Source organism: Nocardioides stalactiti (assembly GCF_014180715.1).
Classification (GTDB): Bacteria; Actinomycetota; Actinomycetes; order Propionibacteriales; family Nocardioidaceae; genus Nocardioides; species Nocardioides stalactiti.
On the sequence record NZ_JACEFC010000002.1, the window covers coordinates 1 to 23219 of the forward strand.

Annotated in this window: 24 protein-coding genes; 15 read left to right on the forward strand and 9 right to left on the reverse strand. The window is 71.8% G+C overall.

Going from position 1 to position 23219, the window contains the following annotated elements; genetic code table 11:
* The first annotated feature begins 322 nt into the window (after window positions 1-322).
* From hutH to hutI, 5 genes are read left to right on the forward strand one after another with little or no spacing between them, the layout of a single operon-like run.
* The gene (gene hutH, locus H0487_RS00545) at window positions 323-1873 is read left to right on the forward strand and encodes a histidine ammonia-lyase (RefSeq protein WP_183092276.1); all 1551 of its coding nucleotides are present in this window, start codon (window positions 323-325) and stop codon (window positions 1871-1873) included.
* Window positions 1870-3558, forward strand: a complete 1689-nt coding sequence (gene hutU / locus H0487_RS00550; RefSeq protein ID WP_183092277.1) for a urocanate hydratase — start codon at window positions 1870-1872, stop codon at window positions 3556-3558. The genes hutH and hutU overlap by 4 nt, the downstream gene beginning before the upstream one ends.
* Entirely contained in the window at window positions 3555-4754 is a 1200-nt protein-coding gene (locus H0487_RS00555; protein WP_312855769.1) for an allantoate amidohydrolase, read from the forward strand. Before hutU ends, H0487_RS00555 begins: the two co-directional genes overlap by 4 nt.
* Window positions 4751-5887, forward strand: coding sequence for a formimidoylglutamate deiminase (locus H0487_RS00560; protein WP_183092278.1), 1137 nt, complete (start codon window positions 4751-4753; stop codon window positions 5885-5887). Before H0487_RS00555 ends, H0487_RS00560 begins: the two co-directional genes overlap by 4 nt.
* A 14-nt stretch (window positions 5888-5901) precedes the next feature.
* Entirely contained in the window at window positions 5902-7107 is a 1206-nt protein-coding gene (hutI, locus tag H0487_RS00565; protein WP_312855770.1) for an imidazolonepropionase, read from the forward strand.
* Here hutI and H0487_RS00570 read toward each other — a convergent pair.
* From H0487_RS00570 to H0487_RS00580, 3 genes are read right to left on the reverse strand one after another with little or no spacing between them, the layout of a single operon-like run.
* On the reverse strand, window positions 7100-7627 hold the full coding sequence (locus tag H0487_RS00570) for a GNAT family N-acetyltransferase (RefSeq protein WP_183092279.1): 528 nt from the start codon (window positions 7625-7627) through the stop codon (window positions 7100-7102). The genes hutI and H0487_RS00570 overlap by 8 nt on opposite strands.
* Window positions 7628-7654: 27 nt before the next feature.
* On the reverse strand, window positions 7655-8971 hold the full coding sequence (locus H0487_RS00575) for a DUF2252 domain-containing protein (RefSeq protein ID WP_183092280.1): 1317 nt from the start codon (window positions 8969-8971) through the stop codon (window positions 7655-7657).
* Window positions 8972-8980: 9 nt separating this feature from the next.
* Complete coding sequence (locus H0487_RS00580; protein WP_312855771.1) at window positions 8981-10438, reverse strand: phospholipase D family protein; 1458 nt, start codon at window positions 10436-10438, stop codon at window positions 8981-8983.
* 94 nt (window positions 10439-10532) lie between these two features.
* Here H0487_RS00580 and H0487_RS00585 point away from each other — a divergent pair, with 94 nt between their 5' ends.
* On the forward strand, window positions 10533-11006 hold the full coding sequence (locus tag H0487_RS00585; protein WP_183092282.1) for a GNAT family N-acetyltransferase: 474 nt from the start codon (window positions 10533-10535) through the stop codon (window positions 11004-11006).
* Here H0487_RS00585 and H0487_RS00590 read toward each other — a convergent pair.
* Window positions 10993-12012 carry a 5'-3' exonuclease gene (locus tag H0487_RS00590; protein ID WP_220792952.1) on the reverse strand — a complete coding sequence of 340 codons (1020 nt, stop codon included), beginning with the start codon at window positions 12010-12012 and terminating at the stop codon, window positions 10993-10995. The two genes, H0487_RS00585 and H0487_RS00590, sit on opposite strands and share 14 nt — an antisense overlap.
* Window positions 12013-12051: 39 nt before the next feature.
* Window positions 12052-12972 (reverse strand): carbon-nitrogen hydrolase family protein, encoded by a 921-nt coding sequence (locus H0487_RS00595; protein WP_183092283.1) that lies wholly within the window; start codon window positions 12970-12972, stop codon window positions 12052-12054.
* An 81-nt stretch (window positions 12973-13053) separates the two neighbouring features.
* Here H0487_RS00595 and H0487_RS23035 point away from each other — a divergent pair, with 81 nt between their 5' ends.
* The 9 genes from H0487_RS23035 to H0487_RS00640 all read left to right on the forward strand — a co-directional run bounded on the left by H0487_RS23035 (window position 13054) and on the right by H0487_RS00640 (window position 19697).
* Window positions 13054-13608 carry a DinB family protein gene (locus H0487_RS23035; RefSeq protein ID WP_183092284.1) on the forward strand — a complete coding sequence of 185 codons (555 nt, stop codon included), beginning with the start codon at window positions 13054-13056 and terminating at the stop codon, window positions 13606-13608.
* Complete coding sequence (locus tag H0487_RS00605; RefSeq protein WP_183092285.1) at window positions 13605-13799, forward strand: DUF3046 domain-containing protein; 195 nt, start codon at window positions 13605-13607, stop codon at window positions 13797-13799. Before H0487_RS23035 ends, H0487_RS00605 begins: the two co-directional genes overlap by 4 nt.
* A complete protein-coding gene (locus tag H0487_RS00610) occupies window positions 13796-15073 on the forward strand; it encodes an MFS transporter (protein WP_183092286.1) in 1278 nt (425 codons plus the stop codon). Before H0487_RS00605 ends, H0487_RS00610 begins: the two co-directional genes overlap by 4 nt.
* A 189-nt stretch (window positions 15074-15262) precedes the next feature.
* Window positions 15263-16315 carry a recombinase RecA gene (gene recA / locus H0487_RS00615; RefSeq protein ID WP_183092287.1) on the forward strand — a complete coding sequence of 351 codons (1053 nt, stop codon included), beginning with the start codon at window positions 15263-15265 and terminating at the stop codon, window positions 16313-16315.
* A 202-nt stretch (window positions 16316-16517) separates the two neighbouring features.
* Window positions 16518-17048, forward strand: coding sequence for a regulatory protein RecX (locus tag H0487_RS00620; RefSeq protein ID WP_183092288.1), 531 nt, complete (start codon window positions 16518-16520; stop codon window positions 17046-17048).
* A gap of 33 nt (window positions 17049-17081) precedes the next feature.
* Window positions 17082-17633 (forward strand): GNAT family N-acetyltransferase, encoded by a 552-nt coding sequence (locus H0487_RS00625; RefSeq protein ID WP_183092289.1) that lies wholly within the window; start codon window positions 17082-17084, stop codon window positions 17631-17633.
* Window positions 17634-17656: 23 nt separating this feature from the next.
* A complete protein-coding gene (locus tag H0487_RS00630; RefSeq protein WP_183092290.1) occupies window positions 17657-18523 on the forward strand; it encodes a polyphosphate kinase 2 family protein in 867 nt (288 codons plus the stop codon).
* Window positions 18520-19299, forward strand: a complete 780-nt coding sequence (locus H0487_RS00635) for a HipA family kinase (protein WP_183092291.1) — start codon at window positions 18520-18522, stop codon at window positions 19297-19299. The genes H0487_RS00630 and H0487_RS00635 overlap by 4 nt, the downstream gene beginning before the upstream one ends.
* On the forward strand, window positions 19296-19697 hold the full coding sequence (locus tag H0487_RS00640; protein WP_312855772.1) for a DUF3037 domain-containing protein: 402 nt from the start codon (window positions 19296-19298) through the stop codon (window positions 19695-19697). The genes H0487_RS00635 and H0487_RS00640 overlap by 4 nt, the downstream gene beginning before the upstream one ends.
* A gap of 19 nt (window positions 19698-19716) precedes the next feature.
* Here the strand turns inward: H0487_RS00640 and H0487_RS00645 are convergent, their stop codons facing one another.
* Genes H0487_RS00645 through H0487_RS00660 form a run of 4 tightly spaced genes read right to left on the reverse strand, consistent with a single transcriptional unit; the run spans window position 19717 to window position 23141 of the window.
* Entirely contained in the window at window positions 19717-20460 is a 744-nt protein-coding gene (locus tag H0487_RS00645) for a sirohydrochlorin chelatase (protein WP_183092292.1), read from the reverse strand.
* A gap of 55 nt (window positions 20461-20515) precedes the next feature.
* Entirely contained in the window at window positions 20516-21259 is a 744-nt protein-coding gene (locus tag H0487_RS00650) for a phosphoadenylyl-sulfate reductase (RefSeq protein ID WP_183092293.1), read from the reverse strand.
* The gene (locus H0487_RS00655) at window positions 21256-21414 is read right to left on the reverse strand and encodes a hypothetical protein (protein ID WP_183092294.1); all 159 of its coding nucleotides are present in this window, start codon (window positions 21412-21414) and stop codon (window positions 21256-21258) included. Before H0487_RS00655 ends, H0487_RS00650 begins: the two co-directional genes overlap by 4 nt.
* Complete coding sequence (locus H0487_RS00660; RefSeq protein WP_183092295.1) at window positions 21411-23141, reverse strand: nitrite/sulfite reductase; 1731 nt, start codon at window positions 23139-23141, stop codon at window positions 21411-21413. The genes H0487_RS00655 and H0487_RS00660 overlap by 4 nt, the downstream gene beginning before the upstream one ends.
* Window positions 23142-23219 lie beyond the last annotated feature (78 nt).

Genomic DNA, 23219 nt, shown 5'->3' on the forward strand with positions numbered 1-23219 from the left:
AGCCCATCGCGTCGTCGGCCGGAGCGTCGACGCTCCAGCCCAGGAGCGCGCTGTAGAACTCGGCGGCGGCGCCGGGGTCGTCGGCTGCCAGGTCGACCCAGCTGGGGGTTCCGGTGGGCCAGGCTTCGTCACGAGTGGGCATTGCTTGCTCCTCAATGGGGTCGGATCTCGGGTGGGATCTCGGGGGCGTCGCCATCCTGCCGCTGCCCACCGACAGACGCCACGAGGGACACCCGAACATCTCCTGAACTGGTCTCGGATCCGAGACACCTGTCACCCCAGGAGCCTGGCGGACCGGCCTGCACAGGCGTTGGATGGAGACATGGAGCAGAAGTACGTCGAGGTCGGTACCGGCCCGGTCTCGTTCGCAGATGTCGTCGCCGTCGCCCGCGAGGGAGCAGCCGTCCGCCTGGGCGACGACGCCGTCGCGGCCATCGAGGCCGCCCGCTCTGTCGTCGACGAGCTCGCCGCGTCGCCCACCCCGGCGTACGGCGTCTCGACCGGGTTCGGCGCGCTCGCGACCCGCCACATCGCGCCCGAGCTCCGCACTCAGCTCCAGCGCTCGCTGGTGCGCTCGCACGCCGCCGGCTCCGGACCCGAGGTCGAGCGCGAGGTGGTCCGCGCGCTGATGCTGCTGCGGCTCTCGACGCTCGCCACCGGCCACACCGGTGTACGACGCGAGACCGCCGAGCTGATGGCGGCGCTGCTCAGCCACGGCATCACCCCGGTGGTCCACGAGTACGGATCGCTCGGCTGTTCCGGCGACCTGGCCCCGCTGTCCCACTGCGCGCTCGCGCTCCTGGGTGAGGGAGACGTCCGCGACGCCGCCGGGACGCTCGTGCCCGCCGCCCAGGCCCTCGCCGCCGCCGGGCTGACCCCCGTCGAGCTCGCCGAGAAGGAGGGCCTCGCCCTCATCAACGGCACCGACGGGATGCTCGGGATGCTCGTCCTCGCGATCACCGACCTCGAGCGACTGCTCCGCACCGCCGACATCGCTGCCGCCATGTCGGTCGAGGGCCAGCTCGGCACCGACCGGGTGTTCGCACCCGAGCTCCAGGCGATCCGGCCGCACCCCGGCCAGGCCGCCTCCGCCGCCAACCTGGTCGCGCTGCTCGCCGACTCCGGCGTCGTCGCGTCGCACCGGGGACCCGACTGCAACCGCGTGCAGGACGCCTACTCGCTGCGCTGCTCGCCCCAGGTCCACGGCGCCGCCCGCGACACCGTCGACCACGCCGCCACCGTCGCCGGACGCGAGCTCGCCAGCGCCGTCGACAACCCGGTCGTCCTGCCCGGGGAGCGTCGCCTCGAGAGCAACGGCAACTTCCACGGCGCCCCGGTCGCCTACGTGCTCGACTTCCTGGCGATCGTCGCGGCCGACGTCGCCTCGATCAGCGAGCGCCGTACGGACCGGTTCCTCGACAAGTCCCGCAACCACGGCCTGCCGCCGTTCCTCGCCGACGACCCCGGCGTCGACAGCGGGCTGATGATCGCCCAGTACACGCAGGCCGCGATCGTGTCCGAGCTCAAGCGGCTCGCGAACCCTGCGAGCGTCGACTCGATCCCCTCCAGCGCGATGCAGGAGGACCACGTCTCGATGGGCTGGTCCGCCGCCCGCAAGCTGCGGCGCTCGGTCGACGGCCTCACCCGCGTCGTCGCGATCGAGGTCCTCACCGCCGCCCGGGCGCTCGACCTGCGCGCCCCGCTGACCCCGTCGCCCGCGACCGGCGCGGTCATCCAGGCGCTCCGCGACGCGGGAGTCCAGGGTCCCGGCCCCGACCGCCACCTCTCACCCGAGATCGAGACCGCCGTCTCGCTCGTCCAGTCCGGCGCCGTCCTCGACGCCGCCCAGTCCGTGATCGGAGACCTGCGATGACCACCGAGACGACCAACCCCCGGCTGCCGATCCACGCCGCCACCGGCACCGACCTCACCGCGAAGTCGTGGCAGACCGAGGCCCCGCTGCGGATGCTCATGAACAACCTCGACCCGGAGAACGCCGAGCGTCCGGAGGACCTCGTCGTCTACGGCGGCACCGGCAAGGCCGCGCGCTCCTGGGAGGCGTACGACGCCATCGTCCGGTCCCTGCGCGACCTCGAGCCCGACGAGACGCTGCTCGTCCAGAGCGGCAAGCCGGTCGGCGTGATACGGACGAACGAGTGGGCGCCGCGCGTCCTCATCGCCAACTCGAACCTCGTCGGCGACTGGGCGAACTGGGAGGAGTTCCGCCGGCTGGAGGACCTCGGGCTCACCATGTACGGCCAGATGACCGCCGGCTCCTGGATCTACATCGGCACCCAGGGCATCCTCCAGGGCACCTTCGAGACGTTCGCCGCCGTCGCCGACAAGAAGTTCGGGGGCACCCTCGCCGGGACCATCACGGTCACCGCCGGCCTCGGCGGCATGGGCGGCGCGCAGCCGCTCGCGGTCACCATGAACGACGGGGTCGCGATCTGCATCGAGTGCGACCAGTCCCGCATCCAGCGGCGCATCGACCACCGCTACCTCGACGTCCAGGCCGACTCGCTGGAGCACGCCGTCGAGCTCGCCATCGAGGCTCGGGACGAGCGCCGCGCGCTGTCCATCGGCGTCCTCGGCAACGCCGCGGCGATGCTGCCCGCTCTTCTCGAGCAAGGGGCGCCGATCGACATCGTCACCGACCAGACCTCCGCCCACGACCCGCTGTTCTACCTCCCGGTCGGCACCGCCTTCGACGACTGGGAGCGCGAGCGCACCGAGGACCCGGTGGGTTTCACGAAGCGTGCCCAGGAGTCGATGGCCGCCCACGTGCGGGCCATGGTCGAGTTCCAGGACGCGGGCGCCGAGGTCTTCGACTACGGCAACTCGATCCGCGACGAGGCCCGCAAGGGCGGCTACGACCGGGCGTTCGCGTTCCCCGGCTTCGTGCCCGCCTACATCCGGCCGCTGTTCTGCGAGGGCAAGGGCCCGTTCCGCTGGGCCGCGCTGTCCGGAGACCCGGCCGACATCGCTGCCACCGACAAGGCGATCCTCGAGCTCTTCCCGGACAACGAGCGACTCCGGAAGTGGATCACCATGGCGGGTGAGCGGGTCCACTTCCAGGGCCTGCCCGCGCGGATCTGCTGGCTCGGGTACGGCGAGCGGCACCTGGCCGGCCTGAAGTTCAACGAGATGGTCGCCTCAGGTGAGCTGAAGGCGCCGATCGTGATCGGCCGCGACCACCTCGACTGCGGCTCGGTGGCCTCGCCGTACCGGGAGACGGAGGCGATGCTCGACGGCTCCGACGCGATCGCCGACTGGGCCCTGCTCAACGCGCTCGTGAACACTGCATCCGGCGCGACCTGGGTGTCGATCCACCACGGCGGTGGGGTCGGCATGGGACGCTCGATCCATGCCGGACAGGTGTGCGTCGCCGACGGCACCGACCTCGCGGCGCAGAAGATCGAGCGGGTGCTCACCAACGACCCGGGGATGGGCGTGATCCGCCACGTCGACGCCGGCTACGAGCGGGCGGTCGAGGTCGCCGCGGAGCGCGACGTCAGGATCCCGATGCGCGAGGGCCGCGAAGGTGGGGTGGCGTGACCGACGACTTCGAGCGGATGTGGGCGGACCTCGCACCGGTCGGCCGCTCGACCTCGTCGGGCGGCTACTTCAGGCAGCCGTTCGCCAGTGCCGAGGAGGAGCTGCGCGGGTGGTTCGCCGAGCAGGCGGCCGCACGGGGGCTGACGCTCGAGACCGACGCGTTCGGCAACCAGGTCGCCTGGTGGCGCCCTGAGCCGACGCCCGGCCAGGTCGAGATCCTCGGGGTGCTCACCGGCAGCCACCTCGACAGCGTCCTCGACGGCGGTGCGTACGACGGTCCGCTCGGTGTCGTCTCCGCGCTGGCCGCGATCGACGTGCTCCGCGACCGCGGCGTCCAGCCTTCGCGGGCGATCGGCGTCGGGGTGTTCCGCGAGGAGGAGGGCTCCCGCTTCGGGTTGGCCTGCCTGGGCTCGCGGCTCGCCACCGGCTCCGTCGCCTGGGCCGAGGTGGAGGGGCTTCGCGACCGTGACGGTGTCGCACTCGGCGACGTGACCGCCGCGCCGGAGAACGGCGCCGGCGGGATCCTGGCCGACGTCGGCTGCTTCGTGGAGCTCCACGTCGAGCAGGGACGGGTGCTCGTCGACAGCGACGACCCGGTCGGGCTGGCGAGCGGGATCTGGCCGCACGGCCGGTACCGGTTCGACTTCACCGGCCGCGCCGACCACGCCGGGACCACCCGGATGGAGGACCGGGCCGACCCGATGCTCACCTACGCGATGACGGCGCTCGCGGCTAACAAGCAGGCCCGGCTCTCCGGCCAGCGCGCGACGTTCGGGCGGATCGACGTCGCGCCCAACGGCACCAATGCCGTCCCGTCTCGCGTCACCGCCTGGCTCGACGCCCGGGCCGACTCCGACGAGGCCCTCGGCGCGCTCGTGGCCGCGGTGGAGAAGCAAGCCAGTGAACGGGCCGGCCGCGACGGGACCACCGCGGTGATGACGGCCGAGTCGGTCTCCGGCGCGGTCGCGTTCAGCGCCGACCTCACCGACCGGATCCGATCGACCCGATCCTGGCCGGTGCTCCCGACCCAGGCCGGTCACGACGCCGGCATCCTGTCCGCGGCCGGACACCCGAGCGCGATGCTGTTCGTCCGCAACCCGACCGGGGTCTCGCACTCGCCTGACGAGCACGCCGAGACCGTCGACTGCCTGGCCGGGGTGGAGGCGCTCGCCGACGCGCTCATGGAGCTCGTATGACGGTGCTCCAGATCCCCACGATGGCCAACGCGCACTCCCACGTCTTCCACCGCGCGCTGCGCGGCCGCACGCAGCAGGGGACCGGCAGCTTCTGGACCTGGCGCGAGCAGATGTACGACCTCGCCTCCCGCCTCACGCCCGACCTCTACCTCGAGCTCGCGCGGGCGGTCTATGCCGAGATGGTCTCCACCGGGATCGGCGCGGTGGGGGAGTTTCACTACCTGCACCACCAGCCCGACGGGACGCCGTACGACGACCCGAACGAGATGGGCCGCGCGCTGCTCGCTGCCGCCGACGAGGTCGGCATCCGGATCCGGCTGCTCGACACCTGCTACCTCACCTCCGGCATCGGGCAGCCGCCCGCGGGCGTGCAGCGACGCTTCAGCGACGGCCACGCCGACGCGTGGGCCGAGCGGGTCGCGGTCTTCGACGACCCGCGGGTCGGGGCGGCGATCCACAGCGTCCGCGCGGTGCCGCGCGAGCAGATGGGCACCGTCGCCGCGCTCGGGGGTCCGGTCCACGTGCACCTCTCCGAGCAGCCGGCCGAGAACGAGGCCTGCCTCGCGGCGTACGGCGTCACCCCCACCCGGGTGCTCGCCGAGGAGGGTGTCCTCGGCCCGCGGACGACGCTCGTCCACGCGACCCACCTGACCGACGACGACGTCCGACTCATCGGCGACAGCGGCGCGCTGGTCTGCCTCTGCCCGACCACCGAGCGCGACCTCGCCGACGGGCTCGGTCGCGGGGCCGACCTGCGCGCCGCCGGGGCGCGGATCTCGTTGGGATCCGACAGCCACGCGGTCATCGACCTGTTCGAGGAGATGCGCGGCGTCGAGATGCACGACCGGCTCCGCACGGGCGTCCGCGGGCACTGGTCGGCGCAGGCGCTCCTGGAGACCGCGACCGGCAACGGCTATGCCTCCCTCTCGGTCGGCGACCCCGGTGTCGTGATGATCGACCCGGTCAGTCCGCGGACGGCGGGCACCGGGCGCGACGTCCACGCCGCCGTCTTCGCGGCAACCGCTGCTGACGTCACCGAGGTGATCATCGACGGCCGGGTCGTGTTCGACGGCGACCACGCCCGGGTGGGCCGCGAGCTCGAGGCTGCGATCGAGAAGGTGTGGTCGGCGTGACAGCGACGAGTCGTGTGCCCCAGACATCGGATATCGAGGCTCTCAGGCACACGACCTCAGGCAGCCTCCTCATCACCGGCATCGGCGAGCTGGTCACCAACGACCCGGCGGCGTCCGACCTGCTCGGTGTGCGGACCGACGCGGCGCTGGTCCTGGCTGACGGCGTGGTCGCCTGGGTCGGCGCCGCCGCCGCCGCGCCCGCTGCCGACGAGCGCGTCGACGCCGAGGGTCGCGCCGTGCTGCCGGGCTTCGTCGACAGCCACAGCCACCTCGTCTTCGCCGGCGACCGGGCCCAGGAGTTCCGCGCCCGGATGGCGGGGGAGTCCTACGCCGCCGGCGGGATCCGGACGACGGTCGCGGCGACCCGCGCTGCCTCCGACGACGAGCTCGCCGCCAACGTCGCGCGGCTCGTCGCCGAGATGCGCGCCCAGGGCACGACCACCGTCGAGATCAAGTCCGGCTACGGCCTCTCGGTCGCCGACGAGGCACGCTCGCTGGAGGTCGCGTCGCGCTTCACCGACGAGACCACCTTCCTCGGCGCGCACGTCGTCCCGGCTGACCACGCCGACGACCCGGCCGGCTACGTCGACCTCGTCACCGGGCCGATGCTGGCGGCCGCCGCGCCGCACGCGCGCTGGATCGACGTCTTCTGCGAGACCGGCGCGTTCGACGCCGACCAGGCGCGGGCGGTGCTCGCCGCCGGCGCGGCTGCCGGGCTGGAGGGTCGGCTCCACGCGAACCAGCTCGGCCCCGGTCCCGGCGTCGCGCTGGCCGCCGAGCTCGGGCTGACCGCCGTCGACCACTGCACCTACCTGACGGACCAGGACGTCCACGCGCTGCGGGAGAGCGGCACCGTGGCGACCCTCCTGCCCGGCGTCGAGTTCTCGACCCGTCAGCCCTATCCCGACGCGCGCGGCCTGATCGACGCCGGCGTACGGGTCGCGCTGGCCAGCGACTGCAACCCGGGCTCGTGCTACACGAGCTCGATCCCGTTCTGCATCGCGCTCGCGGTGCGGGAGATGGGGATGACCCCCGCCGAGGCGGTCCACGCGGTGACCGTCGGCGGTGCCGCGGCGCTGGACCGGACCGACGTCGGACGGCTGGTGCCCGGGGCCCGGGCCGACGTCGTGCTGCTGGACGCGCCGAGCCACGTGCACCTGGCCTACCGCCCGGGCGTACCGCTGGTGAAGCGGGTCTGGGTCGGCGGCGAGGCTAGCTAGGTTCGACGGGCGAGTCCGTCGGCGGGGCGAGGTCGCGCTGGAGGATGGCGACGTCGACCCAGCGGCCGTGCTTGAAGCCGATCCGACGCAGCAGGCCGGCCTGCTCGAAGCCGAAGCGGGCGTGCAGAGCCATCGACGCGTCGTTCGGCTGCGCGATGCGGGCGGTCAGGACCTGGAAGCCGCGCTCCTCAAGCCGGGGGACCAGGACGTCGTACAGCGCGGTGCCGAGGCCGGACCCCTGCGCGGCCGGCGCGAGATAGACGCTGACCTCGCCGGCCCAGCGGTACGCCGGCCGCTCCGCGAACTTCGTGCCGTAGGCGAACCCCGCCACCTGTCCGTCCTGCTCGGCGACGAGCCACCCGTGGCCCGCCTGGCACGCGCTGATCCGCCCGGCCATCTCCTCGACCGTCGGCGGGGTCAGCTCGAACGTCGCCACGGTGGTCTCGACGTAGTGGCCGTAGATCGCCGCGCACGCGACGGCGTCGTCGGGGGACGCGTCGCGGATGATCAGCCCCTGCACGCGGTCATCCTCGCAGGCGCCACCCGGTCAGGTGGCCGACAGGCCGGCGATGTCACCGGTCCTGAAGGCGTCGACGAACAAGGCGTGGTCCTCACGCACGGTGTCGGCATAATCCATGCCGAAGGAGACGAGGTCCTCGACGAACGCGTCCTCGTCCTCACCGATCGCGGCGAGGATCGCCTCCTCGGTCTGGAACTCGACGAGCTCCTCGTCGCTGTCCTCGTCGGAGGCGCAGTGGACCTTCGCGGTGGCGCGGCCGAGGTCCTCCAGCAGCGGCGCCATCTCGTCGGGCTCGGTGATGTCGCGCCAGTCCAGGTCCGTCTCGTACGGCGACAGCTCGGACACGACGAACCCGGTCCCGTCGATCGTGGTCCAGCCCAGGAACTGGTCGGTGTGCGCCTGGAGCGCACGCTGGCTGACGACGGTCCGGTGCCCGTCGTGCTCGAAGAAGTCCTTGATCCGCTGGTCGCGGACCACCTGGCTGACGGCCGGGTGGTTGCCCTGCTTCATGCTGAGGACGATGTCGTTCTCCAGCGCCTGGTTGAAGCCCTCGATGAGCACGTTGTAGGCGGGCAGCCCGGCGCTCCCGATGCCAAACCCGGTGCTGGCGACCACGTCCTTGACGTCGTAGTAGACCCGGCGCGCGGACCTCTTCGACTCAGGGATCGTGTCGAGGTAGCGGTCGAACGCGGCGAGAACCATCGACCGCTCGGCGGCGTTGAGGTGGCGAGCGGTCGGGCCGTCGACGAAGCGCCGCTCGTGGTCGGAGACCGACGTCATCGAGTCGAGGAGGCCGTTCCTGGTGCTCGCCCGAGCCGCCTGGAGCACGGTGTGCACGATCCCCTCGGTGTTGTCGAGGCGCAGCGCGAACTCGTCGAGGTCGTCGTCGGTCGCGTCGTAGCGCCGTACCTGGTCCAGGTAGGCGCGGAGGTAGACGGCGGCGGTCTCGCGGACGTCGTCCTCGGGCAGTGCCTTCTGCCAGCCCATCAGGGCAAGGCTCGCCACGAACCGGCGCAGGTCCCAGGAGAAGTGCCCGAGGTAGGCCTCGTCGAAGTCGTTGACGTCGAAGACCAGCAGCCCCTCGGCGTTCATGTAGGTGCCGAAGTTCTCCGCGTGCAGGTCGCCGTGGATCCACACCCGGGACGTCCGCTCGTCGGCCCAGCGGTCCTCGATCTCGGCGACGTCGGCGTAGAAGAGGCAGGCGGAACCGCGGTAGAAGGCGAACGGGTCCGCGGCCATCTTGCGGAACTTCGTGCGGAAGCCCCGCGGGTCGGTGCGGAGCAGGTCGTCGAACGCCGCGGTGAGCACGTCGACCACCTGCTGACGGCGGGCACTGCTGGTCATCCTCGTCTCCTAGAAGTCCCGGGTGCCGCGGAGACCGCGCGGTCGTCCGTCGGGGTCGCAGAGCGTGCGATAGACCGCGCGCGCCCACAGGCCACGGGCGCCGTCCACCCGGTCCGGGACGTGGTCGCGGATCCGGCTGCCGGGCGCGCCCACCCGCTCCCGCCAGAGCGCGATCGGGTCGTCGTGTCCCGCGAGCCTCGGGTCGTCAGCGGGCAGTGCGAGGTGCTCGGCCCAGAGCGAGGACCGCAGGTCTCGTGGCAGGTCCCCGGCCGGATCGACGACGGCGCAGGTCAGCTCGGAGTCGTGGGTCCATGAGCGCAGGTTGAGGTTGTCGGAGCCGATCGTCATCCAGGTGTCGTCGACCACGCAGACCTTCGCGTGCACGTAGATCGGGGTGCCGGCGTCGTTCGCGAGGTCGAACATCGCGAAGCGGTCACCGCCTGCATCGTGTAGTGCCTCCCACGCGCGTCGCTGGCCGTGGACCATCGGCGGTCCGCTGAACCGACCGTCCTCCTCCGGGAAGCGGGGAACGACGGCGATCACCTGGAGACCCGGCTCGCGGCGCAGCGCCTCGGCGAGGGTCGTGGCGACCAGGTCGGACCAGAAGTACTGGTCCTCGAGGTAGATCAGCCGCTTCGCCCGGGCGAAGGCGTGGGCGTAGCCGCGGGCGATCGAGCGCTCGCCCTCGGGGGCGAACGGGTACGCCGGGCGCTTCGCCGGGTAGGTCCGCAGGATCTGGACCTGGTGGGTGCCGGCGGCCGGCGGCGGGTCCCACCGATCGGGCAACGGCTCGGGGTGACGCGGCACCCGGGCCAGGCGGTGCTGGAGGGCGCGCACGGGGTTGCGGTGGTCGAGCGGGGTCGGGTCGTCCCACCGCTCGGCGAACGTGTCGAGGACGTGGGCGACGGCCGGGCCCCGGATCTCGGCCATCGCGTCGTGCCAGGGGGGTGTGTCGCCGTACCGCTCATCGAGGGGCGGCGCCTGTGGGTCGCCGGCGTGGCCGGCGTCGTCCCGGCGGCCGTGGCACAGGTCGATGCCCCCGACGAACGCGACGTCGTCCTGCGGCCGGTGCTGGTGGCGCACGACGAAGAGCTTCTGGTGGTGGGACCCGCCACGTCGGACGCGCTCGTCGAGCAGAGCCTCGCCACCCGCCTGGTTGATGACCCTCCCCAGGTGTTCGTTCTCCTCGCTGTTGAGCGGACCCGGGTGGGAGCGCCAGAGCAGGGCGCGGACCTCGACGCCACGGTTGCCCGCCGCTGCCAGCAGGTCGCCGACAGTGGTCCCGTCCTCGGCCATGCGCTCGTCACGGTCGCCGCGCCAGTCGGTGAGGAAGATCCGATCACCCGCTTCGGCCGCGTTGACGACCTCGATCAGGCGTGCGAAGTACGGCGCCCCGTGGACCCTGGGGACCACGAGGTTGCCCTCGGTCCACGGCCGTTCCACGGCGGGCAGGAACCAGGCACTCACCACTTCAGTTGATCACATACCCGTCTGTGAGAAGGTCGGCGAACGGCCCTGTCAGGTGGCGGGCACCGCCCCGACCTCCGTATCGTCGAGACCGATGCGCCCGACCGAAAACGCAGTCATCCGTCCGATCAAGCCCGCCGACATCGACACGATCGTCGACCTCAACCAGGACGCCCTCGAGGGCGTCGGCCCGCTGGACTACGAGTCCGCGGCCCTGCTGGTGAAGCAGTCCGACCAGGCCCTGGTCCTCGACGTCGACGGCGACATCGCCGGCTTCGTGATCACGCTCCCGACCGGGGCGACCTACGACTCCTCGCGCTACGACTGGTTCGAGCAGCGGCTCGCCGACTACGTCTACCTCGACCGGATCGTCGTGGCCGACACGCACCGTCGCCGCGGCGTCGCCTCACGGCTGTACGACGCGGTCGAGACCGACGTGCCCGTCGCGCTGGAGGTCTACGAGACCAACGACGCGTCGCTGGAGTTCCACCGCCGCCGCGGGTATCGCAAGGTCGGCGAGCTCCAGCACGCCGGCAAGCGCAACCTGATGCTGCTCAAGGCCTGCTGAGGGTCCGACCGAACGACGGGTCGCCGCTGAGTACCCGGAGCGCCAACGAGGTGGTCGCCTCCACGTTCAGGAAGCCGACGACCTTGCTGATCCGCTCCGGGTCCAGCGGCAGCAGGCCCGGGCTGCCCGGCACGTCGGGCGTCAGACCGAGGTCGAGGTCGTCCTGGCCGCCCATGAGCCGCACGTTGAAGTCGTAGCGCTCGCGCGCACCCGGCGCCGCCAGCCGTCGTACGACGGAAGCGCCGATGCGCCGGGCTCCGGTCTCCTCCGCCCACGAGTCCAGCGCCGCGATCACGGCGAGCCCCTCGTTGTGCTCGATGTCGGCCCAGACGGTGGCCATCGGGCCCGCGTGCTCCAGCAGGGCCGCCGCGCCCTTCTCGCCGATCCCGGTGACGCCGGGCAGGTTGTCGCTCGCGTCGCCGCGCAGCGCGGCGTACTCGAGGTAGCGCTCGGCCGCGACGCCGTACATCGCGAACAGCCGCTTCGGCGTGAGCAGCGGCGAGCCGGCGATGCCGCCGTCGATGACCCGCAGCACCCGGGTGTGGTCGCTGATGTGGGCGAAGGCGTCGCGGTCGCTCGTGATGATGATGCAGTCCCAGCCGTTGCGACCGGCCCAGGCGGCACCCGACGCGTTGACGTCGTCGGCCTCCAGGCCCGGCGGGGTGAGGGTCGCGAGCCCGAGCGCGTCGAGCAGCGCGCCGGCCCGCTCGAGCTGGTCGACGAGATCCGGGTGCTTCTCCGCGCGGCCCGCCTTGTAGTCGGGGTAGAAGTCCCGGCGCACCGAGGAGGTCCGGTCGTCGAGCCCGAAGATCACCGCGTCGGGCGCGAAGCCGTCGATGACGTCGAGGATCTGACGGACCATGCCCTCCAGCGCCCACGCCGGGCGGCCCGACCGGTCGGTGATCCGGGTGTGCATCCGCGCGTGGTGGCTGCGGTGCAGGAGCGACGGCGCGTCGACGACCAGCAGCAGCCTGCGGTCACGGGTGGGCACGTCGAGGGGTGGCATGGCGATCGCGCCCATCGTAGGTGCGCGGCGCCGAGCGGATCAGGCCGGTCCGTCGCCCTCGAAGACGACCGGTGCCTTCGGCCGGGTGTCGACCCGGAGCGAGAAGACGTCGGGCCGTGCGTAGTGGCCGACCGGGTCGAACATCCGCCGCTGCGCGTGGACCTTCGACAGGTCGAGGTCGGCGTACAGGATCTCCTCGCGCCCCTCGACCGGGCCGGCGATGATGTCGCCGCCGGGCGCCACGATGGTGGTGAGGCCGCGCGACAGCCAGTCGTCCTCGCCGCCGTACAGGTCGCCACGCAGGTCCTCGGGCACGTCGGAGCCACGGATCAGCGGCGCGACGCCGATGACGAACTGCCGCCCCTCCTTGGCGATGTGCTGGAGCGTCCCCACCCAGGTGTCGCTGGTGTCCCAGGTCGGTGCCAGGTAGATGTCGGGCCGCTGGGCATAGATCGCGGCGCGGGCCAGCGGCATGTAGTTCTCCCAGCACAGCAGGCCGCCGACGACTCCGAACGGCGTCTGCACGACGGACAGCTCGGAGCCGTCGCCCATGCCCCACACGGTGCGTTCCCCGCCGGTCGGCATCAGCTTGCGGTGCCGCTGGAGGAGCGATCCGTCGGGGCCGAGGTAGAGCAAGGTGTTGTAGAGCGTCCCGCCGTCGACCTCGGTGACGCCGACCGCGACGTACGCCGCCGCCTCGGCCGCCGCCTCCGCCATCCGGTCCAAGGCCGGTCCGGGGACGCTGACGGCGTTGTCGTACAGGCGCTTGATGAACGGACCGTCGCTCCACGCCGGCGTCCGCCACACCCAGTCCGGGTAGGCGGGCACGAAGGACTCACCGAAGACGATGAGCTCCGCCCCGTTGCCGGCCGCCTCCTTCACGAGCGCGCAGACCTTGTCGACCGTCGCCTCCCCGTCGAGGAACACGGGCGTCGCCTGGACTGCAGCCACCGTCACCATGCCGCCAGTGTGGCAGCGGATCGTGGATCGGTGGCGGGGAATCCCGTCGCGGCTGCGGACACCGCTTGGAAGGATGGCAAGGTGACGTCGCCTGCCGAGATCGCCCCTGACACCAAGGACTGGACCTGGGTCCTCGACCGGGCCTGCGCCGAGTGCGGCTTCGACGCCGGCGCGGTCGACCGCGCGGCCCTGGGGTCCACGATCCGCGCCAACGCAGCGGCGTGGGCGCAGGTGCTGGCGTCCGTCGATGCGACCCGGCGCCCCGCGCCGACGGTGTGGTCGCCGACCGAGTACGCCGCCCACGTGCGCGACGTCCACACGATGTTCGCCGGCCGCGTGCGGCTGATGCTGACCGAGGACGACCCGACCTTCGCCAACTGGGACCAGGACGAGACGGCGCTGGCCGAGCGCTACGACCTCCAGGACCCCGCCGTCGTCGCACCGGCCCTGGTCGCCGCCGCTGACGAGGCCGCCGCGGCGTACGACGCCGTCGCGGGCGCGCAGTGGGAGCGGACCGGTACGCGGAGCAACGGCAGCCTGTTCACGGTCGAGTCGATCGGCCGCTACCACCTGCACGACGTGGTCCACCACCTCTGGGACGTGCGTGGGGTCGACCTGCCAGGATCCTCCGGGTGAGGCACACCGAGTTCTGGGCACGGCTCGACCACCAGCTGGGGGAGGCGTACTCACGCACCTGGGCCGAGACCCAGGTCCTTGGCGTCCTCGGTCACCGGACCCCGCAGCAGGCACTGGACGCCGGTGTCCCGCCCAAGCAGGTGTGGGCAGCGGTCTGGCAGTCGCTCGAGCTGCCCGTGAGCGAGAAGTGACCGCGCCGTCGCCCCTCGCGCCTGCTGCTGACACGGCGCTGCTGCAGCGTCGTACGGTCCGGGTGCTGGTGCTGACCCAGGCCGTCGGTGCGCTCGGCATCACCATCGGCATCGCGACCGCCTCGCTGCTCGCGCGCGACCTGTCGGGATCCGAGGCGCTGTCCGGCCTCGCGCAGACGGCGCAGGTGCTCGGCGCGGCCGTGATCTCGTTCCTGCTCGCAGCGGTGATGTCGCGCCGGGGGCGGCGGATCGGTCTGGTGACCGGCTACCTGCTCGGCGCGGCGGGTGGCGGGCTCGCGGTGCTGAGCGGGGTCGTGGAGTCGATGCCCCTCCTGCTGCTGGGCGCGGTGCTGCTCGGCGCGGGCTCGTCGGCCAACAGCGCGGCTCGGTTCGCGGCGACCGATCTCGCAGACGACACCAATCGCGGGCGCTCGCTGTCGCTCGTGGTGTGGGCGACCACGATCGGGGCGGTCCTGGGTCCCAACCTCACCGGACCGGCCGGCGCCTTCGCCGACGCCGTCGACATCCCCGAGCTCACCGGGCCGTTCGCCATCGGCGCGTTCGGGATGCTCGGCGCCGCGCTGATCGCCTTCGTCGCGCTACGGCCCGACCCGCTGCTCACCGCCCGCGAGCAGGCGGGGGAGGTCGTCGTCGGCCAGCCCGTCGCCGGCTCGTCCGCGGCACGTGCCCTCGCGGCCGTGAAGGAGCGCCCGGTGCTGGGGTTCGCGATCGGCGGGCTCGCCCTCGCGCACGCCACGATGATCTCGGTGATGGTGATGACGCCGCTCCACATGGAGCACGGTGGCGCGGAGCTCGACGTGATCGGCCTGGTCATCAGCGTCCACGTGCTCGGGATGTTCGCGTTCTCCCCGCTCGTCGGCATCCTGGCCGACCGGTTCGGCCGGCCGGTGGTGCTGGGGTCCGGGGGACTGGTCCTCGTCGCCGCGCTGCTGCTCTGCGCCTCCTCGCCGCAGGGGATGTCGTGGCAGGTGACCGCCGGCCTGTTCCTCCTCGGCCTCGGGTGGTCGCTGGCGATGGTGTCGGCCTCGACGATGGTCGCGGAGCACGCCCCGCTGGCGGTCCGCACCGACGTGCAGGGCACCTCGGACCTGGTGATGGGGGTGACCGCGGCGTGCGCGGGGGCGCTCGCCGGGCTCGTCGTCGACCTCGCCGGCTACCCGGCGCTCGCGTTGGTCACGCTGGCGCTGGCGTTCGGCGTCGCGGGCTCCGCGGCGCGGGCGCAGATGATCGACACGACACGCCGCGCCTCCTGACCACCTTCGAACAGGTGTTCGGCTAGGTTCCTCCGTACGACGCCCGCAGCGCGAGCCGCGAGACGTCCACAGGTACGACGTACGGGCGAGACGATCCACCCACCGAGGCGGCTGATCAGGCTGTGTCGGACCCCCTCCCTAACGTCGCAGAGGTACCTGGCCCGATCACCAGACGAAGGACGTGAGGACATGGCGGACGACCGCATCAAGGCGCTCGACACGGCGCTGCTCAACATCGAGAAGCAGTACGGCAAGGGCTCGATCATGCGCTTGGGTGACGACACCCGGGCCCCGCTCGAAGTCATCCCGACCGGCTCGATCGCGCTCGACGTGGCGCTCGGCGTCGGCGGCCTGCCCCGCGGCCGGGTGGTCGAGATCTACGGTCCCGAGTCCAGCGGCAAGACGACTGTCGCGCTCCACGCGGTCGCCAGTGCCCAGGCGGCCGGCGGCATCGTGGCGTTCATCGACGCCGAGCACGCGCTCGACCCCGACTACGCCAAGGCCCTCGGCGTCGACACCGACGCCCTGCTGGTCTCCCAGCCCGACTCCGGTGAGCAGGCGCTCGAGATCGCCGACATGCTGGTGCGCTCCGGCGCGCTCGCGCTGGTCGTCATCGACTCGGTGGCCGCGCTCGTGCCCCGGGCCGAGATCGAGGGCGAGATGGGCGACAGCCACGTCGGCCTCCAGGCCCGACTGATGAGCCAGGCGCTGCGCAAGATGACCGGTGCGCTCAACAACTCCGGCACCACGATGATCTTCATCAACCAGCTCCGCGAGAAGATCGGCGTCATGTTCGGCTCGCCCGAGACCACCACGGGTGGCCGGGCGCTGAAGTTCTACTCCTCGGTGCGTCTCGACGTCCGTCGGATCGAGACCCTCAAGGACGGCACCGACATGGTCGGCAACCGGACCCGGATCAAGGTCGTGAAGAACAAGGTCGCCCCGCCGTTCAAGCAGGCCGAGTTCGACATCATGTACGGCAAGGGCATCAGCCGCGAGGGCAGCCTCATCGACGTGGGTGTCGAGGCGGGCCTGATCCGCAAGGCCGGTGCCTGGTACACCTACGAGGGCGACCAGCTCGGCCAGGGCAAGGAGAACGCCCGCCAGTTCCTCAAGGACAACCCCGACCTGGCCAACGAGCTGGAGAAGAAGATCCTCGAGAAGCTCGGCGTCGGCCCGACGGTCGACAAGGACGAGTTCTCGGCCCTCCCGGACGAGCCCATCGGCGTCGACAGTTTCTGATGGCGCGAGCGTGTCGCTCCTTCGTCGCGCCACGCTGCCGCGCGCGCAGTCGAGGTAGTTGCGAGGCGGCGCTTCAAGGCGTCTCGCCGGTCGGCACGTGGAAAGCGCGGCCATCTTCGCTCCGGTCGCTCGTTCCTCGCTCCCTCCGCTCAGGCGACCGCGTTTTCCACGATGGCCGACAGTTGGAGAGGAGTGACCGCTCATGGAGCACGAGCCCGACGAGCTTCGAGACCTGGGGCCCGAGCCGGACCATGAGGCGGTCGCGCGCAAGATCCTGCTCGACCAGCTGACCGGTCAGGCGCGGAGCCGTCACGAGCTGGCGCAGCGGCTGGCCCGCCGCAACGTCCCTGACGAGGTGGCGAGCCGGCTGCTCGACCGGTTCGAGGAGGTCGGGCTGGTCGACGACGAGGCGTTCGCGCGCAGCTGGGTCGACAGCCGGCAGCGCACCCGCGGCCTGGCCGGTCGGGCGCTGGCCCAGGAGCTGCGGCGCAAGGGGATCGACGACGAGACCGCCCGCGACGTCCTCGCCGAGGTCGGCCGCGACGACGAGGAGCGAGTGGCCCGCGAACTGGTCCGCAAGAAGCTGCGCAGCCTGCGCGGCGTCGACGACACGGTCGCGGCCCGTCGGCTGGTCGGCATGCTCGCCCGCAAGGGCTACGGCTCCGGGATGGCGTTCGCCGTGGTCAAGGACGAGCTCGCCTCGCTCGGGCGCGACGTCTCCGCGGACGCCTGACGTCGCCCCGCCCCGCGTGCCAGGATCGGATGCGTGACGACGGAGCAGACCCCGGCGGACGTCACGTTGCGCCCGATGACCCGGGCCGACCTCCCTGCCCTGGTGCGCTGGCGGCAGGCGCCCCACGTCGCGCGCTGGTTCGTCAGTGGCGGACCGGCGACCGCGGACACCATCGCCGCCCACTACGGGCCGCGGATCGACGGCGTCGGCGCCACCCGGATGTGGGTCGTCGAGGTCGACGGCGAGCCGGTCGGCTTCGTGCAGGACTACCGGATCAGCGACCACCCCGAGTTCGCCGTGCTCGCGCCCGACCCTGCCGCGATCGGCCTCGACTACGTCATCGGCGAGGTGACGTGGACCGGATGCGGGATCGGCGAGCGGATGCTGCGCGCCTGGTTCGACCTAGCACGCACCAGTTACCCCGACGCGACGACGTACTTCGCCGCGCCCGACCACCGCAACGTCCGGTCCCGTCGGCTGCTGCTGCGCGTCGGGTTCGTCGAGGGCGTCTGGTTCGACGAGCCCCAGGCCGACGGGAGCGTCGCCACCGTCGTGGGACACAGCCGCGCTGCGGCCACGGGGTGAGGCGCGGTGCAAGGATTGCGCCCATGACCGCCGAGGACGACTACTCCGCCCTGCTGAGCCCCGCCGCCGGCCCCGTGGACCTGGCCGCCATCGCGACGGATGCCACCCCCGGCTCCGACGGCGACAAGGCGGCCGGGGAGGCTGAGCTGGTCGGGCTGGGCCCGGAGCTCGCCGACCTCCAGGAGCGGCTCTTCGCCCACGGCAAGGCCGACGGCCGCCACAGCGTCCTGCTCGTCCTCCAGGGCATGGACACCTCCGGCAAGGGCGGGACCCTGCGCTCGACGGTCGGGCTGATGGGCCCGCAGGGCGTGCGGATCACCTCGTTCAAGGCACCGACCCCCGAGGAGCTCGAGCACGACTTCCTGTGGCGGATCCGGCGCGCCCTGCCGACGCCCGGCTACGTCGGGGTGTTCGACCGCTCGCACTACGAGGACGTGCTCATCGGCCGGGTCCGTTCCCTGGCACCCCCCGAGGAGATCGAGCGCCGGTACGACGCGATCAACGCGTTCGAGGCCGAGCTCGCCGCGGCCGGCACGACGATCATCAAGTGCATGCTCCACATCTCGCCCGAGGAGCAGAAGGAGCGGCTGCTCGCCCGCCTCGACGACCCCTCGAAGCACTGGAAGTACAACCCCGGCGACCTCGCCGAGCGCTCCCTGTGGCCGGCCTACCAGGAGGCCTATGCCGTCGCCATCGAGCGCACCCACACCGACGTCGCGCCCTGGCACGTCGTACCGGCCGACCGGAAGTGGTACCGCAACCTCGCGATCGGCCACCTGCTGCTCGAGGCGCTGCGCGGCCTCGACCTCGCCTGGCCGACGGCCGACTTCGACGTCGCCGAGGAGCGGCGCCGGCTCGCCGAGGAGGACCCGCTGGGTGGGGACGCGTGAACGCGGTCGGGCTGGACCGGGTCCGGGTCACTCGCTACGTCACGCCGCTGCGCGAGGGCGGCAGCCTGCCTGGCGTCGTCGAGGGTGACGACCTCGGCACCTACGTCTGCAAGTTCCGGGGCGCCGGTCAGGGACCGCGCGTCCTCGTCGCGGAGGTGATCGCCGCGGGCCTCGCCGAACGGATCGGTCTGCGCACCCCGCGCCAGGTCGTGCTCGACCTCGGAGCCGACCTCGCCCGCTACGAGGCCGACGAGGAGGTCCAGGACCTGCTGCGGGCCAGCGTCGGCCTCAACCTCGGGATCGACTTCCTGCCCGGCGCGTTCGGTTACGACGGCGACCTGGCGCCCCACGCCGGTGTCGCGGCCAAGGTGCTCTGGCTCGACGCGTTCTGCGCCAACGTCGACCGTTCGTGGCGCAACCCCAACCTCCTGCTGTGGCACGACGACCTCTGGGTGATCGATCACGGCGCGTCGCTCTACTTCCACCACGCCTGGGTGGGGGGAGTGACCGACCCGGAGCGGTTCGCCCGCCAGCCGTGGGACGTGTCCGACCACGTGCTGTCGACCTACCGCAGCGCGCTGCCGGCGGCCGATGCCGAGATCTCCGCGCTGCTCTCCGCCGCCGACCTCGAGGCGGTCGTGGCACAGGTCCCCGACACCTGGCTGGAGCCCGTCCCCGGCGCCGAGACGCCGGAGGCGTTGCGGTCGGCGTACGTCTCGTTCCTCACCGCACGCCTGGCGACGCGTCAGTGGCTTCCTGGTGCAGGTGTCGCGTGAACACCCAGCAAGGCATGAGCGCGCCGATGCCCTACCAGTACGTCGTCCTGCGCTGCGTGCCGCGCGTGGACCGCGAGGAGTTCCTCAACGTCGGCGTCGTGCTCTACTGCCAGGCCGCGGACTATCTCGCCGTGACCTGGCACTGCGACGCCGACCGGCTCCGCGCCGTCGACCCGCGGCTCGACGTCGACCGCGTGTGCGACGCGCTCGCGTTCGTCGACGGGGTCTGCGCCGGCGACGAGCGCGGGGGAGCGGTGTCCGACCAGCCGCTCACCCAGCGCTTCGGCTTCCTCAAGGCCCCGAAGTCGACAGTGCTCCAGCCCGGCCCGGTCCACGGTGGTCTCACCGCGGACCCGGCTCGAGAGCTGGAGCACCTGTTCAGCCGACTGGTCGGCTGAGTCGTTCGTTCAGGCCCGGTCAGACCGGGACGAGCTCGACCGCGCCGACCGCGTAGCGGGCCAGGACGGTGCGCGCGATCTCCGGGTGGGCGCCGAGGGGCTCGGACACCGCCACCGCACCGGCCTCGAAGGCCAGCTCGGTCGCCCGGTCCAGCAGGCTGCCGGGCGCGAGGAAGAGCGATGCGACGGCGATGTGCCGACGCCCCTCCGCGCGGAACGCGCGCACGGCCTCACCGGTCGCCGGCGGGGCGGCGGCGGCGTAGGCAGCGGTCACGGGCAGCTTGTGGTGCGTGCCCCAGACCCGCGCCAGCCGAGCGACGGCCTGGTTGGCGAGCGGGTCGGTCGAGCCGGCAGCCGCGAGCACGAGCGCGTCGAGCTCACGGACGCGGGCCTCCTTGAGAGCCTCGCGCATGCGCTCGTCGAGCACCTCGAGGAAGCGGGCCTCGAGCCCGAGCACCTCGGTCGCCCGGATCTGGAGACCCGGGTGACGCGTGGTGGCCTCGGCGATCGCCTCGGGGACGTCGACCTTGGCGTGGAACGCCTCGTTGAGGAGCAGTGGTACGACGACGATCTCGTCGTAGCCGGCCCGCACGAGCTTGTCGACCACCGTCTGGAAGCCGGGCTTCGCGAGCTCGAGGAACGCCTTCTCGATGCGGAGGTCGGGGCGCAGCGCCTTGACCTCGTCGACGAGGGCGGTGATCGTCGCGGATGAACGGGGGTCCCGGCTGCCATGAGCCAGGGCCACCAAAGCAGGAGCGGCCATCAGCAGCTGTCTCCTCTCGAGGGGTGCACGGAATGAGTGAACGAACGGGTGCGGATCACGAATGGATCCCGCACTCCGTCTTGTTGGTGCCCGCCCAGCGCCCACTGCGAGGGTCCTCGCCTGGAGCGACTCGGCGTGTGCACGGCCAGCACCCGATCGAGGGATAGCCGTCGTACACCAGGGGATTCACGAGGACTCCGTTGTCCGCGATGTAACGCTCCACCTGCTCGTCGGTCCAACGAGCGAGCGGAGAGACCTTGACCTTGCCCTTCTTGGCGTCCCAGCCGATGACCGGCGCGATGACCCGGTTGTGGGTCTCGGCGCGGCGCAGGCCGGTCGCCCAGGCGTCGTAGCCCGACAGCGACTCCTGCAGCGGCTGCACCTTGCGCAGCTTGCAGCACAGGTCGGGGTCGCGCTTGTAGAGATCTTTGCCGTACTCGGCGTCCTGCTCGGCCACGCTCTGCACGGGCGTGATCGTGATCAGGTTGACCGGCAACGTGTGCTTGACCGCGTCGGCCGTGCCGACGGTCTCGGCGAAGTGGTAGCCGGTGTCGAGGAAGACCACGTCGATGCCGGGGACGACCTTGGACGCGAGGTGCGCCAGCAGGGCGTCGCCCATCGACGACGTCACGCAGAAGCGCTCACCGAACGTGGCCGCGGCCCACTCGATGATGACCTCGGCCGGCGCGAGCTCGAGCTCGGCGCCCCAGTGGGACACGAGCTCGCGCAGCTCCTCGGGGGAGCGACCCGTGGCGTCGGTGCCCCGCGCGAGGCGCGCCTTGGCGGTGGAGACGCTCATGCGCGCTCACCTCCGGGACGCAGCAGGCCGAGCAGCTTGAGGGAGAACGCGCGCAGGCAGGAGCGGCACTCCCACGATCCGTGCTGCTCCTCGTGCGGCCAGAGGTTCTCGTCTCCGCAGTAAGGGCAGTGGAACGGCACTGCGCGCTCGCTCATGAGCCTGACTCCAATGACGCCAGCACCTTGTCGCCGCGCAGCAGGTCCTCGTCGGCGCGCGCGACCCAGTCGGCGAACCGCTCGTCCTCCTTGCGGTCGGTCAGGTAGTTGCTGACGACGTTGCTCACGTAGTCGTCGAGCGCGACGCTGGTGACCTTGTGGGCCCGCAGCTTGCGACCGAAGTTCGCACCGAGCCCGGTGGCACCGCCGAGGTGCACCTGGAAGCCCTCGACCTGGTTGCCGTCGTCGTCGAGGACGAGCTGGCCCTTGAGGCCGATGTCGGCGACCTGGGTCCGGGCGCAGGCGTTGGGGCAGCCGTTGACGTTGACCGTGATCGGGCTGTCGAGGCCCGGGAAGCGGCGCTCGAGCTCGGAGATCAGGTCACGGGCACGGTTCTTGGTGTCGACGATCGCGAGCTTGCAGTACTCGATGCCGGTGCAGGCCATCGTGTTGCGGCGCCAGTTCGACGGCTCGGCGGACAGGCCGATCTCGTCGAGGCGCACCTTGAGGTCGTCGACCTTGTCGCCGTCCACGCCGATGAGCACGATCTTCTGGTACGGCGTCAGGCGGGCGCCGTCGACTCCGAACTCCTCGAGCAGGTCGGCCAGCTGGACCAGCAGGGTGCCCGAGACGCGGCCCACGGTCGGCGCGACACCGACGTAGAACTTGCCGTCCTTCTGGGGGTGCACGCCGATGTGGTCGCGGTGACCGACCGGGGAGGCGGGGGACTCGAGGTTGACCAGCTTCTTGCCGAGGTACTCGTTCTCGAGGACCTCCTGGAACTTCTCGATGCCCCAGTCGGCGACGAGGAACTTCAGGCGGGCCCGCGAGCGCAGCCGGCGGTAGCCGTAGTCACGGAAGATCGAGGCAACGCCCTCCCAGACGTCAGGCACGTCCGCGAGCGGGATCCAGACGCCCATCTTCTGCGCGAGCATCGGGTTGGTCGAGAGACCGCCGCCGACCCACACGTCGAAGCCGGGGCCGAGCTCGGGGTGGACGGTGCCGACGAACGACACGTCGTTGGTCTCCGGGGAGACGTCGTGGCTCGGGTGACCGGTCAGCGCGGTCTTGAACTTCCGCGGCAGGTTGGAGAAGTCCTTGTTGCCGATGTAGCGGCGCTCGATCTCCTCGAGGGCGGAGGTGCCGTCGATGATCTCGTCGGCCGCGACGCCGGCGACCGGCGAGCCCAGGAACGGACGGGGCGAGTCGCCGCACGCCTCGAGGGAGTGGAGTCCGACCTCGTCGAGCCGCTCCCAGATCGCCGGGACGTCCCTGACGTCGATCCAGTGGTACTGGATGTTCTGGCGATCGGTGACGTCGGCGGTGTCGCGAGCGAAGTCGACCCCGATCGTGCCGAGAGCGCGCACGGCTGCGGGGGAGAGCAGCTTGCCGTCCGAGCGGACGCGCAGCATGAAGTAGCTGTCGTCCAGCTCCTCCTCTTCGAGGGCGCCGGTCTTGCCGCCGTCGATGCCGGGCTTGCGCTGGGTGTAGAGACCCATCCAGCGGAAGCGGCCGCGGAGGTCGGCGGGGTCGATCGAGTCGAAGCCGCGCTTGGAGTAGATGTAGAGGATCCGGTCACGCACGTTGAGCGCGTCGTCGTCCTTCTTGGACTGCTCGTTCTTGTTGAGCGGCTCGGTGTAGCCCAGCGACCACTGGCCCTCCGCGCGCCGAGGGCGGGGGATCTCGGTGTGCTGAGCGGGCTGGGACTGGAAGCGCAGGTCAGGCATGGCGGCAGGTGGTCCTTCGCTGATGGGCGCGTGGAGCGCGCGGCTGAGGTGGAGGAGCGAGGCAGATCAGCGGGGCCA